The organism is Helicobacter apodemus (assembly GCF_003097575.1).
Lineage (GTDB): Bacteria > Campylobacterota > Campylobacteria > Campylobacterales > Helicobacteraceae > Helicobacter_D > Helicobacter_D apodemus.
Genome location: NZ_CP021886.1, coordinates 696,153 through 712,961 on the forward strand (window position 1 = coordinate 696,153; position 16,809 = coordinate 712,961).

The window sequence follows — 16,809 nt, forward strand, 5'->3', positions numbered from 1 at the left end:
TTCTTAAAAAACTTCAAATTTCTACATATACAACCCACCATTAACCTTTAAAACTTCTCCTGTAATATAATTTGCATAATCAGAAAGTAAAAATGCAACCGCTCCTGCTACTTCCTCTCCGCTTCCAAAACATCCCAAGGGAATATTAGCAATATAAGATTGTTGTATCTCTTCTTTAAGTTTATTTGTCATATCACTTTGAATAAATCCCGGAGTAACACAATTAAAGCGAATTTTTTTGCTACCACCTTCTTTGGCAAAAGATTTTGTCATAGCTATCATACCACCCTTACTTGCTGCATAATTACATTGCCCTATATTCCCAATCTCACCGATAATAGAAGCAATATTAACAACACTGCCATAGCCCTGCTTACGCATAATTTTAAGTACCTCTTTACAACCAATAAAACAAGAGAGTAAATTAGCATCTAATACAGCATTAAATTCCTCTACTTTCATACGCATTGAAAGCTTATCATTAGTAATACCTGCATTATTAACTAAATAACCTAATTCCCCATCACTATTAGTAATAAGTGCTAAAGCCTCTATAAATTGTGCTTCATTAGTAGCATCAAAGCAAATAACAGCTGCTTTGCCACCTTGTTTTTCAATTGCATTTTTTAGACTGTCTGCAACTTCGGGTTTAGAGCGATAATTAATCCATACTTTTAATCCCATTTGTGCAAGCAATCTTGCAATATCAGCCCCAATCCCTTTACTAGAACCAGTAATTAAAACATTTTTACCATAAAACTTCATAATAATCCTTAAAAATAAAGATGCATTATACCTAAATTAAGGGGTTACTTCATAATAAATAAAGACTTTAGAAGTAGTTATATTCCTCTTTATATCAAGAATCTTCAATCCCTCAATTAGCAAATTTTCTAACTCACTTAGGGTTTTTACATTCTTATTTGCACATTCTTTTAACAAAATACCCCGATAATATTTCGCATAATGGCTGACCTTTTTTTGGTTTTTTATAAAAATAGGCTCATAGACTAAAAATTTAGGAGGTATTGGGAGGCATTGTTGATAAAATCCTGCCCTTAAATCTAAAATCTCTTTTTCTTTATCTAAAAATTGGAAATATTTTTCTTTATAACTAGCATAAAACTTTTTACTCTCAAATTCCAAAAATCCGATCCCTTGTTTTACATCATAATAAGGAATACAACAATTAGCCCTCAACAAACCAAAAAGATTAGAAAAGATTAAAACTTGCCTATCAATATATTCTTGAGAGTTTAAAGGCAAATTTTCATAATCAAGGGCTCTAAAAGCTACGCCATCATAACGCAAAATAGCCTTCAACAGCGGAGTTTTAAAGATATTTTGCAATAAAGCTATTTCATCTATATTAAGCTTCTTAACCCCTAAGAGTCTCTTTAATTCTTCATCGCTTGCACTTGTTAAAAAAGCATGATAAGAATCTAAAACTTCTTTTAAATTGGGGGTTAAAAAATCCTTATAAAACCCTTTTTTGCTTTGTATTTCTTGTGAATGGGAAGTTCTTTTCTTTTCACTAGGTGAGAATAAAATCCACATTTTGCACCCTTATGCTATAATTTTGGCAAATTCTATCATTAAAGGCTTAAGTTATGCAACATTTATTTAAACTCCGCCCCTACTTTTTAACCCTCTATTTATTGCTTATTGCTGTCTCTCTAGGAGCAGGTTTAGCAAGTGGAGCTTTTGCAACCTCTTCTATTTTTCGTGCTGCAGAAATTGTTAAAAATTTAGAAATCACAACATTTCAATCAGGAGTCCTAATGACTTCTATTTTCATAAAACTTAACGTTCTCCTGAATATTTTAGCCCTCTATATCCTCATTTATGAAATCTTTACTTTAAGTGTCTGTAGAAAAAAAGTTACCCCTTTATTGGGACTTATTAATGTTATTTTGATTTTTCTTTTTACCCTCTATTACACCCCCTTTATCGTAGAAGCACAAAGTTTAGGGGAAGAATCTTTTTATAGTGAAACTTTTGCCACTATGCATCATCAATCTGTTTTAGTCTTTAAAGCCCTTATGGCAAGTTTATTTATACTCTTTATTTATCGCCTTTTAAGGATTATTAATAGCGATTGCAAAGATAAATAAACACACAATTTCTACAAACTTCCCTTTTGGAAGTAAGCTCAAAAGAAATGGCTTTTGCCTTAGATTTAATCTCTGCTAAATACTTGGATAAATATTCTTGCTTTTGCACTAATACTTCCTCATAAACAATTTGTGATTGGCAAATACTATAAAAAGCAGCTTCAATAGATTCTCCTAAACCAAATTCTTTGACCGCTAAAGCATAAATAGCAAGTTGAAAATCTTTAGATTTTTCATAATTTTTGAGGGTATCGCATTGTATTTCTTTTTTATATTTATAATCTAAAATCAAAATTTCTTCACCCCTTTTATCAATCCTATCTATCTTCCCATAAAAAGGAATCCCACAAAATTTCATAGAAAACTCCCTCTCAAGGGCTAAAGGTATCCACCCTTCTCGCAATCTTTTTTCCTCTTTTTTGAAAAAGACTTCTAAATATTTTTTAGCTAATTGGCTTAAAAATTTTTCTTGTTGATTTAAAGAAATTTCTAAACTTTCATAAGTTTTTTGAATAACTTGCTGAAAATCCCTTTTTTCTAAAAACTCACTAAAGCCCTCCTGCAAAGCCTTATGAACTTTGCTTCCTATATTAAAAGTCTCTTTTCTCTCTTTGAATCCTTGTATGTAGCGATAATAATACTTCCTTTTACAAGTTAAGAAACACTCCAGACTAGTTGGACTAAATTCAAGCTCTAAAGGCTCTATAATCTCCACTTCTTGATAATTTAACGCCCTCCCACGCAAAAAATATTGCCCAAATGCTAAAACATTACCCTCTAAGACTTGTTTTTGCGAAAATACCCTCTCATCTAATAAAAACCTTGAGGGCTTATCCTCTTGATTATCAAGAGTTAAAATCCATACCTCTTTAGATCTTTTAAAAAGCTGCGAATAATAATATTTTTGTAAATTCTCCCTATCTACCCTAGTAGGTAACCCAACTTTTTGCCGTATTGTAGTATTTAAAAAAATGTCTTTATGGCTTAAAGCGGGAACATTTTCCTCTATAAATTCTGGAATTAAAACATAATTAAACCTTATTCCCCTTGTCTCTAAAATCCCCATTACACTAATTCTACCTCCCCCCACATCATCCAAACTTTCTTGCTCTAGCATAAAAAGAAAAGCCACTATCTTATCTTTTGGGGATAAATGATGGAGATATTTTAGCCCACAATAAAATTTCTCTAAAACTTCGTAAAGTCTTGTTTTAACTTTTTTATCTTCTTGGGTTTCTTCTTTAAATTCTGCCAAAAAAGTCTCTAAAGATTCTAAGTCTTTAAATTTTTCTAAAGATTCTAATAAGAGCTTAAACAGGGAAGTTTCTGTTATTTTTTTACCCATTGCAAAATTAAAATTCCTTGCTTTATCAAAAAGCTGAAGATATTTAATAAAATCCTCATTAGGTAAAATCACACAAATTTCCTCTGGTGTAATACCCTTAGCTAACCATTTATCAATTTGCATAAAACTAGCCCCAACTTGGGTAATTCTATCTGGGGTTTGTAAAATATGAATCTCCCCTGCTTTATCATCACTATTTTTTTTAAAAAAAACTTTTTCTATTTTTTGAGATTCTAATTTCACCATAACTTCACCAAAATCTAAAGAGAGATTAAAAAGATTTTCATAATACTTTTGATTAAAAACTTGAATATCAAGCTTAAAAAAAACAGGCTTATAAAAAGAAATCTCCTCAAAAACCAACATTTCAAATCGACTTAAAAACCCATCTAAAGCAATTTCAATTTGATGATATTTTTTTAAAAGATCAAAAGTAATTTTAAAATCCTCTAAAAAATATTTATCAAAAAATCCATTAGAATCTAACTTTTGCTTATAGGTTTTAAAAATAGCTTTTAATACTTTCAAGTGATCATCATAAAAGGCATAAATATCAAGTTTCTCTAGCTGTTCTAATACTATACACTCTGCACATAGCTCATCATAAAACTTCAAAAAAAAACTAGAATTTAAAAGAAATTGTGAAAAATTCTTTGCAAACTCTCCAAAACTCTTAGTTTGATTCTCTCTAATGGCTTCATAGAGATAAATAAGGCGTAAAAAATCTGGAATCTTAACTTTATTTTCAACCCTTAAAATAAATTCCAAAAACTCACCAATACTCTGGGTGCTAGGCAAAAAACCTTGATGATTTTGATAGAAAAATTTAATAGCCCTTGAAGTAGAAAACAAATAAAGGGTTTGAAGACTCACTTATAAAATCCCTTTAATAATTTTTACAACATTTTCTACACTCAATCCAAAATACGCAAAAAGCTCCTCCCCTTTACCGCTAGCCCCAAACCTATCTATACCAATCACCTCATCGGCAAAAGCCCCCCATTCTAAACCTCGACTAGCTTCAAGCACAACCACTTTACCTTGCAATAAAAAATCTTGATAGCTTTTATCTTGCTCCAAAAACAAATCCAAACAAGGCACACTTACGACTTGAACTCCTATATTTTCCTCCTCTAATCTTAAAGCACATTCTAAGGCTAAGCTTACTTCACTACCACTTGCTAAAAGGGTAACTCGAAGAGGTTTTGTAGATTTTTGTTTTACATACGCACCTTTTTTAACCTCCTCTTTATGGACTTTTTCTAAAGTCCTAAGATTCTGTCGGCTTAACACAAAAGCACAAGGACCCTCAATTTCAAAAGCACATTGCCAAGCTGCGATATTTTCATTAGCATCTGCAGGACGAAAAACCTTTAAATTTGGCATAGCCCTAAAATGGCTTAATTGCTCGATGGGTTGATGGGTTGCACCATCTTCTCCTACGCCTATGCTATCGTGTGTCCAAATATAAAATACCTTACTATTCATAAGAGCCGCTATCCGCACACTAGGGACTAAATAATCACTAAAAACAAAAAAGGTTGCACTAAAGGGTAAAAAAATCCCATAATTAGCTAAACCATTACAAATAGCCCCCATACAATGCTCCCTAATGCCAAAATGAAAATTACGTCCTTTAGGGAAATCACCCATACCCTTTAATTCTGTATTATTAGAAGGTGCTAAATCCGCACTCCCCCCAATAAACCCTTCTAATGACTTCGCAATAGCATTTAAAATCTCTCCATTGCTAGAACGCGTTGCAATACTTCCCCCTTCTTTAAATGTTGGGTAAATAATAGCGTTAAAATCTGGGTTTAATAGCCTCTGTAACAAATCTTTTTTAGGATGGTTAGCATAAATCTCCTGCCATTGTTTATTAGCTAATTCCCCTAATTCTTGAGTATTTCTAAAGCGAATAGCACAAGAAGGAGGGATAAAAAACTTCTCTTTGGGGTTAAATCCTAAGGCTTTTTTAGATTCTTCTATCTCTGCTTCACCTAAGGGTGCTCCGTGAGCTTTATGAGAGCCACAAAGATTAATAGAACCTTTGGCTATTTGTGTTTTAGCGATAATTAAAGAGGGCTTATCACTTAGCTTTGCATTATTTAAGGCTAAATCAATGGCTAAAAAATTATGCCCATCAATTTCAAATACTTCCCAACCTTGAGCGGCAAAACGCATTTTAATATCCTCATTAAAAGCTATCTTACAATCCCCTTCAATCGTAATATTATTACTATCATAAATAACAATCAGATTATTTAATTGATGCAATCCCGCTAAGGAGGCAGCCTCATACGAAATACCCTCTTGTAAATCCCCATCACCACATAAACAATAAACCTTATGAGAAATAAGCTTATCATCTAATAAAAAACTCGCTAATTTCCCCGCCATAGCAAAGCCCACTGCATTAGCAATACCCTGTCCTAGAGGACCTGTAGTAATGTCAATTCCTTGTGTATGTTTATATTCTGGATGACCGGGGGTTTTAGAACCCATTTTTCTAAAATGCTTTAAATCTTGCAAACTTACATCAAAACCCCATAAATGCAATAAACTATAAATTAAAGCACTTGCATGCCCTCCGCTAAAAACCACCCTATCACGATTAATCCATAAAGGATTCTTAGGGTTTAATCGGAGATGATAACCCAAAGTAACAGCAATATCTGCTAATCCCATAGGAGCACCCGGATGCCCACTATTGGCTTCTTGCACCATATCTGCACAAAGGAATCTTAAAGTATTTGCCATTAACTGATATTCATTAATCTCATTTTTATCTAACATTATCTCCCCTCATCTTGAACCTTTAGTAACAAGTTTTGAAATTTTGCTTTTAAAGTCTCATTTTCGCAAAAATCTTATATCTTTTAAAAACTTTGCAATAACCACCTTATTATTCATTAAAAAACAAGTTTTCTTATAATCTACTTTTATTAAGCACTAAATTTAATTCTCTACTTATGCCTGCTTTAAGGCTAATAAGTCCCTATTACAAAATTTAAAAAAATGGATTTTACAATAACAACACTTAATCTATAAAACCTAACTATCACTTAAAAATCTAAGAAAATTGCTGAATTATCTTTAAAAATTCTTTATAAGTCTTATTTAAGTCCTTGATTTCTTCTAATGTTTCTTGGCTTAATTGGGAATCTTTTTGCAGTATTTCTAAACGTTTATAAATATAGCAAAAAAGCTGATAACTAATATCAGGTATTTTATTTAAATCATCACTATTCCCTTTAATCACTGCTTTAGCTGGAATCCCAACAGCCGTAGAGTTTGGAGCAACAGATCGGATAACGACAGAATTTGCACCAATTTTAGAATTAGCCCCAACAACAATATTCCCAAGCACTTTTGCACCCGCTCCAATAATCACATAATCTTCAATAGTCGGGTGTCTCTTGACTTTCTCTAAACTCACACCACCCAAACTCACCCCTTGATAAATCATTACTTCATTGCCAATTTCAGCAGTCTCTCCAATCACTACCCCAATACCATGATCAATAAACACTCTATGCCCTATCTTACAAGCTGGATGAATATCAACATTAGTAAGCCATTGTGTAATTCCCATTATAACCCTTGCTAAGACTTTAAAGCCTTTATTATAAAGACTATGCGCAAAACGATAATGGACTAAAGCTATTAATCCAGGATAATTAAAAAATAATTCTATTTTAGAATTAATAGCAGGATCTTTTTCTAATATTACTTTAAAGTCCTCTTTAATTGTCCCCCATAAAGTCGTAGCATAATTCATAATATAGCCCCCTCACCCTTAAAAATAGTCCGTAAATATCCATTCTCACTAAGCATTACATAAAGTTGCCCTAAAACTTCCTTTTTAGAATCATCAGGTATCTCTTCACTTTCTTCAAGCTTTTGCTTTAATCGTCTCTCAATTTCTTTGGTATCATAATCTAAATCATCTAATACATCTAAAATCGTTTGTGCTTCTAAGAGATTTTCAATGCTATATTCTCCTTTTTCATCAAAAACCACACTTAATTCTGTTGGGTGCGTAAAAAGATTATGTCGCATTCCAAGCACTTCTTGATAAGCCCCAACTAAGAAAAATCCTAAAAAATATTCCTCTTTATTCACATCAATATCGTGCAAAAACAAAGGAGTGTTTTTATTAAATGCAATCTCTCCATCACTATCACAGGTAATATCCCATAAACTTGCACTTCTTGTAGGTCGCTTGTTAAGTTTATCAAGTGGAATAACAGGGAAGTTTTGTCCTAAGCCCCAATAATCTGGTAAGCTCTGAAAAAAACTACAATTTAACAAATACCTCTCTTGCACTTGTTCTTGAATCCTAATAATATCACGATGATTTTTATACTTTAAAATTTTAATCACCTTTTTAATAATTAAATGCACTAAAACTTCTGTATTACTCCTATCTTGCAAATCAATATAACCCAAATCAAAAAGTGTTAAAAGAGATTCCATATGCTCTAAACTATCGTGCAAATATTCAATGGCAGTTTTTTCTACAATACTATTGTATAAATCATAAAGCTCTTCAATTAAGGGAGGATTTTTTTCTTTTAAACGCAAAGCTTTTTCATCATATTCTTGTGAAAAAAGCTCTAAAACAGGACTAATAAGCACTGCGTGATTAGCACAGACATAGCGTCCAGATTCGATGAAAATATCCGGCTCGGGCTCTTTTTTGTTTTTAGCGATTTCTTTAAGTGTGAAAACAACATCACCGCTAAATTCTGCTAAAGTATAGTTGCGGTTTTGGTGATTTTCATATTGTGTATATTCTACAGCTAATCCTCCGCCAATATTCACATATCTTAGATTCTTAGCCCCCATTTTTCGCAATTCTGCATAAATATTCCCAGACTCCCTTAAAGCTTTCTTTAAAGGTGAAATATCGCTAATTTGGCTCCCAATATGGAAATGAATCATCATAAATTGTTCTAAAAGATGATTTTTTTTAAGCAAATCAATAGCTTCTACAAGTTCTGTTGCACTCAAACCAAATTTAGAATGGAATCCTCCGCTTTTCGCCCAAGCTCCAGCCCCTGTGCTATGAAGTCTTATTCTCAATCCAATCTTTGGGTAAGGCTTCCCCATAGTCTTTGCTACTTCAATAATGGTTTCAAGCTCATTTAATCCCTCAATGGTTAAGGTAATATCGTGTCCCATTTTTGCAGCAATAAAACCTAAAGAAATCATTTCTTTATCCTTAAATCCATTAACCGTAATAGGAGCATTAGCATTAGTATATGCCATAGCAATAATAAGCTCTGATTTACTTCCAGCTTCTAACCCATAGCAACGTTTTTGCGTTAATTCCATTAAGGGTAAAATAAAATTAGGATAATGATTAACTTTAATAGGGAATACAGCCTTAAACTCCCCTTTGTAATGATTTTCTTTAATAGAATCTTCAAAACTCTGAAAAATCTTTTCGATTTGTTTTTTTATCAAATGGGGAAAGCGGATAAGCAAAGGACCCCTATATCCATCCTCTCTAGCCTTCTTTACAATTTCAATAAGCGCAGGACTATTTTTATAATTCACTTTAACACGACCATCTTCAATAAAAAAATCATCATTTGCCCAATATTGAATACCATAATCAACCATAACTATACCTCAAATTCAAAATATGGAAATATTGTAACATAATTCCTAAAAGTTATTAATTTCATCTTTAAATATTGTTTAATTGTTGTTTAACTTTATTTTACTATCATCTCAAAACACATTTTTGAAACGCAAAAATGCCAAAATATTAATAAAAATTTCTCTCAAGGATACATACAAGGATACATAAATGAAAACTACTACCTATTCACTTATTTTGATAACTACTTTATCTAGCTTTTCTCTAGCACATCCACATAATCATTACCATTCCCATTCATCTATAGAAATGTCCCATAATACACATAATATTGCAACAAATGTTATGGCTTCTATGCATAAACCTATGATGGAAAATAACCCTATAAAGAGCGGAAATGTCAATAAAGACTTTTTAGCTAATATGATACCTCATCATCAAGGTGCAATTTTGGCTTCAGAAGCAGTGTTAAAAGTCCCCAATTTAGATCCAAGAATCCGCAAAATCGCAAAAAACATTATTAAAGCACAAGAAAAAGAAATTATATTATTTAACTCCCTACTTAACAACAAAGATTTCCCCCAAACATCCGATAAAAAAGCTTATGAATACTTTTATAATGAAAGCCAAAAAGCTATGGTTTCTATGATGGATAAAATGCATAAAATCCACGAGAATAATCCTCAAAAAGCTTTCTTAGCGGGTATGATACCTCATCATCAAGGTGCAGTTGTAGCCTCAGAACAGATTTTAAAAATCACTAAAGATGCAGACATTATAAAAATTGCTAGGGATATTATTAAAGAACAAAATAGAGAAATAGCAAAAATGCAAAAACTCTTAAAAGGGATGGAATAAATTCCTATTCCTTATCTAAGCAGTAATATTAAATCCCTCTTGTATATTAGAATTACGTTCATTATTTCCTACCCCATTTTGAGCATTTTGCGTATCCATTGAACGATTATTTGCATCGTCTCTAGCTTGTCGTGTATTTTCTGATTTTTGCGTATTTAAAGTATTACTATCTTGATTGGTTGAACTATAATTATTATAAGCACCATAAGAGCCCACACTACTTACATTCATAATTACTTCCTTATTCTTAAAAATTTTAGAATCTATTTGTATCTCAAAACTCCTTAAAACAATATTATTTTATTAAAGACTATAAGGCATAAAGAATAGCAAGCCTCTAAGGATTAAATCATAAAATTTTAAGGCTTAATTTTTATTTTTTATCAAGCCTTTGCTATACTAAAAAAATTTTACAAATCTAAATACTATATAAGGAATATTAATGCAAGAAACTATTGATTTAATCGCACAATATGGCTATATCCTCTTATTTTTATACTCCTTAGGGGGTGGTTTTGTTGCCTTAGTAGGTGCAAGCGTATTAAGTTATGCAGGCAAGATGGATTTAACATTAACTTTAATCATAGCAGGTATAGCAAACTTTTTAGGAGATATTGCACTTTTTTATCTTGCACGTTATCAAAAACAAAGCATTATGCCCTATTTTGCAAAATACCGCAGAAAACTTGCTTTAGTGCATTTGTTAATGAAAAAATATGGCTCGTGGATTTTAATCATTAAAAAATATATTTATGGACTTAAAACCCTTGTTCCACTAGGAGTAGCTCTGACCAATTATCCTTTAACGAAATTTATATTTTATAATGCCATAGGTTCCATAATTTGGAGTGTCAGTATTGGAGTTTGTGGATATTTCTTAGGAGAAATTCTCATTAAAACCTTTGATACTCTCTCTAATTATCCTTACATTGCACCTTTATTTATAATCCTCTTATTTGGGGGCTTATGGCTATGGCTTAGTAAAGTAAGTAAAAAATGGGGACGGCAATGAATCTAAAAGAATGTATGAAAAATCAAGTCCTTGTTCTTGATGGAGCAATGGGGACAGAAATACAAAAAAAATCTGTATCTACTTGGGGAGTAAATACCAAAGGAGAAAGCCTCAATGGATGCAGCGAAGCCTTAAACCTTTATGCTCCCTCTATTATTCAAGAAATCCATACAAGTTATTTACAAGCAGGTGCAAATATCCTAAAGACAAACACTTTTGGAGTTATGCCTTGGGTTTTAGCAGAGTATGGACTAGAGGATAGGGCTAAAGAGATAGCAAAATTAGGAGTCCAACTAGCTAAAGAATGTATCTCTACCCATACAACATTACCTCATCAAGAAAACGCACTTTTTATAGCTGCCTCCTTAGGTCCTGGGACAAAACTCCCTAGCTTAGGGCATATTACTTATGATGAGATGTTTTTAGGCTATTGTGAGTGTGTAGAAGGATTTAAAGAAGCAAAAGCTGATATTATCCTCTTAGAAACCGCACAAGATCCCCTGCAAATTAAAGCGGCTATCAATGCTTGTCAAAATATCGCAAAAGAGATTCCTATTATGGTTTCCGCTACTATTGAGACTAATGGTGCTATGCTAATAGGAACAGATATTGTAACACTCTTTTACATTTTAGAACCCTTTGATATATTATCTTTAGGGATTAATTGCGGTTTGGGTCCTGATTTAGCTAAAAAACATTTATTAGCCCTTAGTGAGGTTTCTAAGTTTCCTATTTCTATCCACACCAATGCAGGTTTGCCCCAAAACAGAGGGGGGATTACTTATTATCCAATGGAAGCAGAGGAATTTAGTGAGATTCAAAAAGATTTTTTAAATATTAATGGAGTATCTTTACTAGGGGGATGTTGTGGAACTACTCCTAAACACATAAGACTTTTAGCGGAAAAAACTAGAGGCAAAACCCCTCTTCCACCTAAAGCTAATTACCAACCAAGCATTACCTCACTTTTTAATACCTACTCCCTTAAACAAACTCCATCTCCCCTGCTCATTGGAGAACGTTCCAATGCAACAGGCTCTAAGGCTTTTAGAGAAATTCTTTTAAAAGAGAGCTATGAAATGGCTTTAAGTGTAGGGGTAGAGCAAGTAAGAAGCGGGGCACATTGCCTTGATATAAGTGTTGCTTTTGCTGGGAGAGATGAGAGTAAAGATATGCAAGAGCTTATTAGCCGATATTGCACCAAAATCCCTCTACCCCTAATGCCAGATTCCACACAGATTAAAGCTTTAGAAACCGCTTTAAAACTCATTGGTGGGAGATGTATTATTAATTCTGCCAACTTAGAAGATGGGATAGAAAAATTTGATACCATCGCACAATTAGCTAAGAAATTTGGCTCTGCATTAGTCTGCTTAACCATTGATGAAAAAGGAATGTGTAAAGATTCTAAAAGCAAGATTGAATGTGCTAAAAAGATGATGGATAGGGCTATTACTATCCACAACTTAAGGGAGGAAGATATTATTTTTGACCCCCTTACTTTCACCATAGGAAGTGGTGATGAGGAATATTTTGATGCGGGTATTCAAACGCTCAATGCCATTTTAGAAATTAATAAGCTCTATCCTAAGGCAGGAACTATCCTTGGGCTTTCTAATATTTCTTTTGGTTTAAGTAAAGAGGGGAGAATCTGTTTAAACTCTGTTTTCTTACATCACGCATTAAAAAATGGTTTAAGTGCTGCTATCGTCAATGTTTCTCATCTCATAGCCTATAATCAATTAGAACAAAAAGATAAAGAAATATGTGAAAATTTAATTTTTAATACCCAAAAAACTTCCCAACCCCTTTATAACTTCATTAAACACTTTGAAAATAAGAATAATCTCAATGTAAGAGCAAAAAACAATGATTCCCACCTTAGCACACAAGAAAAAATAGCAAAATATCTTATTAGTGGGGATTTAAAAGCAATGCTAGAACTCTTACCCCAAGCTAAAGAAGAAATTAATCCAGAAATTATTGTCAATGAAATTCTTATTGATGCTATGAAAATTGTTGGGGAAAAGTTTGGTGCAGGAGAGATGCAACTTCCCTTTGTCTTGCAAAGTGCAGAAGTCATGAAAAAAAGCGTGGATTATCTCAATGAATTTTTACCTAAAAAAACAAGCTCTCACAAAACCACCATTGTTATAGGCACGGTTAAAGGTGATGTGCATGATGTAGGAAAGAATCTTGTAGATATTATTTTAAGTAATAATGGCTTTCATGTGATTAATATAGGTATTAAAGCAGAATTAGAAAAATTCTTAGAAGTGCTAAACACGCAAAAGGTAGATTGCATAGGAATGAGTGGGCTACTTGTAAAATCTACACTTGTTATGAAAGAAAACTTAGAGGAGCTTAAAAGACTAGGAATCAAAATCCCCATTATGCTAGGTGGAGCAGCTTTAAATCAAGCTTTTGTCGATGAATATTGTCGCCCTAATTATGAAGGTATTATTTTTTATTGTAAAGACGCCTTTGATAGTGTTGCGGCGATGCAAATTATCCAAAGCGGAAATTTTAGCGATTTAACTCTACCTAGCCAAAAAAACGCTAAAAAAGATTCCAAACTTCAAAAAAGACTCGCTAAAAAGCAAGAAAGTAAAGAAGTAGAAAGGGTTATAAAACCTCTAAAATGTGAATTAACTTTCCAATACCAAACATATTCTCCCCCCTTTTTTGGTGAAAAAAATCTCAAACTCAACCTTCAAGAAATTAATGAAGTCTTTGAATTTTTAAACAAAGATTTATTGTTTAAGCACCGATGGGGATACAACAAACTACCCAAAGAGGAATACCTACACCTTAAGCAAAAAGAATTAGAACCTATGTTGCAATCCCTTAAAGAAGAGTTTTTAGAAAAAAAGATTTTTGAACCCATTGTACTTTATGGATATTTTTATACCCGCACTAAAGAGCCTTTACAAAAAGAAGATGGGCTTATTTTAGAATTAAGTCAAGAAAAAGATTTTTCTACTTTTCAATCCTTTCTTTTTCCCCGCTCTTGCAAAAAACCTTATTTATGCCTTGGGGATTATTTCAACCCTCAAGGAGATATTTGCGCCTTACATTTAGTCTCAAGTGGGCTAAATTTCACTCCCTTTGAAGATCAGCTTTATAAAGATTCCAAATACCACAAATATTATCTCACCCACGCTTTAGGGATGGATTTAGCAGAAGCTTTAGCAGATTTTATTCACGCTAGGATAAGGAGAGAATTAGGATTAGGCATAAAAGAGGGACAAAGATATTCTTTTGGCTATCCCGCTTGTCCGGATTTAGCTTTAAGTAAAGGGCTTTTTAATCTCTTAAAACCAGAAAAATTAGGCATAACACTTACCCAAACTTACCAAATGACTCCAGAAGCTACAACTTCAGCCCTAATAGTGCCTCACAAAGAGGCAAAATATTTTTCAATTTAAAAGGATAAAAAATGTTTAACAAACTCAACGCAGAAGAACAAAGGGTTATTTTACATAAAGGCACAGAAGCACCTTTTAGCGGAAAATACGAAAACTTTTTTGAAAAGGGTATTTATGTCTGCAAACAATGTGGAAATGAGCTTTATTCTTCAGAAAGCAAATTCCATTCAGGCTGTGGCTGGCCTAGTTTTGATGACTGCATACAAAATGCTATCAAAGAGCAATTAGATGCCGATGGCAGGAGGGTAGAGATAGTTTGCGCAAAATGTGACGGACATTTAGGGCATATTTTCAAAGGGGAAGGCTTTACGCCAAAAAACACGAGGCATTGTGTAAATTCAATTTCGTTAGATTTCAGAAAAAATTAGTTTTTGTAAGAGAAATTTTGCTAAAATCGGGAATAAGAATTCAGCTTTATTAAACTTTAAGGAAAATATGGAAGAGTTATTCATACAATGGCTACATGAATATGGCTATATTATCTTATTTATTTGGAGCACATTAGAGGGCGAATTAGGTCTTATAATGGCAGGGATTATGTCCCATACAGGACATATGTCCCTACCTATTGCAATCTTTGTAGCAGGACTTGGCGGATTTGTAGGCGATCAAGTTTATTTCTACATTGGTCGCTACAATAAACCTCTAATCTACAATAAATTAAAAACCCAAAGACGAAAATTTGCACTTGCACACCTGCTTTTGCAACGTTATGGTTGGCCTATTATTTTTATTCAACGCTATTTATATGGTATGAGAACTGTTATTCCTATGAGTATTGGAATTACACGTTATAGTGCAAAAACTTTTGCCCTTATTAATTTTATTAGTGCTATTATTTGGGCAACTATTACGATTTTATTAGCTTATTTCTTTGGAGAGGAGCTATTACAACTGGTAGAATATGGAAAGGAACACTATTATATTGCTATTCCTTTTGCCATTATGCTAGGTGGAGGAATTTACTATTATCTGCATAGAGTTACACAAAAAGCTGGAAAAAAATATTTAGGAGAAACCAAATGAAAATTTCAAATAGTCATCAAAAAGGCGAAGTAAAAATACTTTTTATTAAAGATAAGAAAATCTCCCAACTTACCAAAACGCAAAAGGATACCCTATCCCTTCTAGGATTTGAAGGAATTGGAAACATCTTTATTCCAGAGAATAAGACTTTTGTTATTGGTATTGACAAATCTCTACAAGACTTCCCAAATACCTTAAGAGATTCCTTAGCACAAGCTATAATGAGCCTTAAAAAACTCAAAATCAAATCCATAAGCTTAGAAGCACAAAGTTTGCAAGAAATCAAAGAAATTTGCGAGGGAATCTTGCTTGGCAATTATACTTTTGACACCTTTAAGAGTGAAAAAAACAAAAGCAATCTAAAAGAAGTTTATATCCACGCACCAACATTAGATAAAAAAGCTGTTGATTCGCTCATAGCACAAACACAAATCATTGCTAATAGTGTCAATACCACAAGGGAACTTATCAATACTCCACCTATGGAAGCTACCCCTGAATATATAGTCAATTTTGTAAAAAACCTATCTAAAGAAATCGGATTTGAATGCAAGGTGCATAATACACAGTTTTTAGAAAAGGAAAAAATGGGAGCTTTCTTAGCAGTCTCTAAGGCAAGTTGCCATAACCCTTATTTAGTGCATTTAACTTATAAACCCAAAACTTCAAAAAAATCTAATCTCAAGAAATTTGTATTTGTTGGGAAAGGCTTAACCTATGATTGCGGGGGATTAAGCTTAAAGCCTAGCGATTATATGACAACAATGAAAGCGGATAAAAGTGGAGCTTGTGCGGTTATTGGCATTGTAGATTCCCTAGCAAGACTTGGGATAGAGGCTGAAATACACGGGATTTTAGGATTAACCGAAAATATGATTGGGGGGAATGCCTATAAACCCGATGATATTTTAATTGCACGAAACGGCAAAAGTATTGAAGTTAGGAATACTGATGCAGAAGGTCGTTTAGTATTAGCCGATTGTCTTAGCTATGCAAGTGATTTAAAGCCTGACTTTTTGATAGATTTAGCTACACTTACGGGAGCTTGCGTTGTAGCTTTGGGTGATTATACAATGGGGATTATGGGATATAACCCAAAACTCAAAGAGGATTTTTTAAAAATAGCCTCTAGTGCTGGAGAATTAGGAGGTATTCTTCCTTTTAATCCTTACTTAAAAAAGCTTTATAAATCTGAAGTAGCGGATCTTTGTAATATCCCATCAAGTCGTTATGGAAGTGCCATAACTGCAGGAATGTTCTTAGGAGAATTTGTCGCAGAATCTTTATTACAAAAATGGTTACACTTAGATATTGCTGGACCTGCTTATGTAGAAAAATCTTGGGGGGTTAATCCCTTTGGTGCAACCGGTGCTGGAGTGAGAGCTTGCATAGAATTTGTTAAACAAAAGGCATAA

General features: G+C 33.0%; 14 protein-coding genes. 7 read left to right on the forward strand and 7 right to left on the reverse strand.

The genetic code is table 11. The features are described 5' to 3' along the window. Window positions 1–21: 21 nt before the first annotated feature. Both fabG and CDV25_RS03415 read right to left on the reverse strand, forming a co-directional pair. Window positions 22–765, reverse strand: a complete 744-nt coding sequence (gene fabG, locus CDV25_RS03410) for a 3-oxoacyl-ACP reductase FabG (RefSeq protein WP_108910772.1) — start codon at window positions 763–765, stop codon at window positions 22–24. 36 nt (window positions 766–801) lie between these two features. After that, window positions 802–1,557: a YaaA family protein gene (locus tag CDV25_RS03415; RefSeq protein ID WP_108910773.1), complete on the reverse strand. Its 756-nt coding sequence runs from the start codon at window positions 1,555–1,557 to the stop codon at window positions 802–804. 53 nt (window positions 1,558–1,610) lie between these two features. Here CDV25_RS03415 and CDV25_RS03420 point away from each other — a divergent pair, with 53 nt between their 5' ends. Continuing rightward, a complete protein-coding gene (locus CDV25_RS03420) occupies window positions 1,611–2,114 on the forward strand; it encodes a DUF4149 domain-containing protein (RefSeq protein ID WP_108910774.1) in 504 nt (167 codons plus the stop codon). On the opposite strand, the gene CDV25_RS03425 is transcribed toward CDV25_RS03420, so the two are convergent. The 4 genes from CDV25_RS03425 to speA all read right to left on the reverse strand — a co-directional run bounded on the left by CDV25_RS03425 (window position 2,089) and on the right by speA (window position 9,090). Then, window positions 2,089–4,332, reverse strand: a complete 2,244-nt coding sequence (locus CDV25_RS03425) for a PD-(D/E)XK nuclease family protein (RefSeq protein ID WP_108910775.1) — start codon at window positions 4,330–4,332, stop codon at window positions 2,089–2,091. The two genes, CDV25_RS03420 and CDV25_RS03425, sit on opposite strands and share 26 nt — an antisense overlap. Next, on the reverse strand, window positions 4,333–6,258 hold the full coding sequence (gene tkt / locus CDV25_RS03430; protein ID WP_432805889.1) for a transketolase: 1,926 nt from the start codon (window positions 6,256–6,258) through the stop codon (window positions 4,333–4,335). A 274-nt stretch (window positions 6,259–6,532) separates the two neighbouring features. Then, window positions 6,533–7,240 carry a serine O-acetyltransferase gene (gene cysE, locus CDV25_RS03435; protein ID WP_108910777.1) on the reverse strand — a complete coding sequence of 236 codons (708 nt, stop codon included), beginning with the start codon at window positions 7,238–7,240 and terminating at the stop codon, window positions 6,533–6,535. Continuing rightward, window positions 7,237–9,090: an arginine decarboxylase gene (gene speA, locus CDV25_RS03440; RefSeq protein ID WP_108910778.1), complete on the reverse strand. Its 1,854-nt coding sequence runs from the start codon at window positions 9,088–9,090 to the stop codon at window positions 7,237–7,239. Before speA ends, cysE begins: the two co-directional genes overlap by 4 nt. 190 nt (window positions 9,091–9,280) lie before the next feature. Between speA and CDV25_RS03445 the strand changes: the two genes are divergently transcribed. After that, window positions 9,281–9,928: a DUF305 domain-containing protein gene (locus CDV25_RS03445; protein ID WP_108910779.1), complete on the forward strand. Its 648-nt coding sequence runs from the start codon at window positions 9,281–9,283 to the stop codon at window positions 9,926–9,928. Between the two features lie 15 nt (window positions 9,929–9,943). Here CDV25_RS03445 and CDV25_RS03450 read toward each other — a convergent pair whose 3' ends face one another. Further along, window positions 9,944–10,159, reverse strand: coding sequence for a hypothetical protein (locus CDV25_RS03450; RefSeq protein WP_108910780.1), 216 nt, complete (start codon window positions 10,157–10,159; stop codon window positions 9,944–9,946). A 211-nt stretch (window positions 10,160–10,370) separates the two neighbouring features. Here CDV25_RS03450 and CDV25_RS03455 point away from each other — a divergent pair, with 211 nt between their 5' ends. The 5 genes from CDV25_RS03455 to CDV25_RS03475 all read left to right on the forward strand — a co-directional run bounded on the left by CDV25_RS03455 (window position 10,371) and on the right by CDV25_RS03475 (window position 16,809). Beyond that, window positions 10,371–10,940, forward strand: coding sequence for a DedA family protein (locus CDV25_RS03455; RefSeq protein ID WP_108910781.1), 570 nt, complete (start codon window positions 10,371–10,373; stop codon window positions 10,938–10,940). Next, entirely contained in the window at window positions 10,937–14,368 is a 3,432-nt protein-coding gene (locus CDV25_RS03460) for a methionine synthase (protein WP_108910782.1), read from the forward strand. Before CDV25_RS03455 ends, CDV25_RS03460 begins: the two co-directional genes overlap by 4 nt. A gap of 11 nt (window positions 14,369–14,379) precedes the next feature. Further along, window positions 14,380–14,736, forward strand: a complete 357-nt coding sequence (locus CDV25_RS03465; RefSeq protein WP_108910783.1) for a methionine-R-sulfoxide reductase — start codon at window positions 14,380–14,382, stop codon at window positions 14,734–14,736. A 67-nt stretch (window positions 14,737–14,803) separates the two neighbouring features. Continuing rightward, window positions 14,804–15,394, forward strand: a complete 591-nt coding sequence (locus tag CDV25_RS03470) for a DedA family protein (protein ID WP_108910784.1) — start codon at window positions 14,804–14,806, stop codon at window positions 15,392–15,394. Further along, the gene (locus CDV25_RS03475; RefSeq protein WP_432805890.1) at window positions 15,373–16,809 is read left to right on the forward strand and encodes a leucyl aminopeptidase; all 1,437 of its coding nucleotides are present in this window, start codon (window positions 15,373–15,375) and stop codon (window positions 16,807–16,809) included. The genes CDV25_RS03470 and CDV25_RS03475 overlap by 22 nt, the downstream gene beginning before the upstream one ends.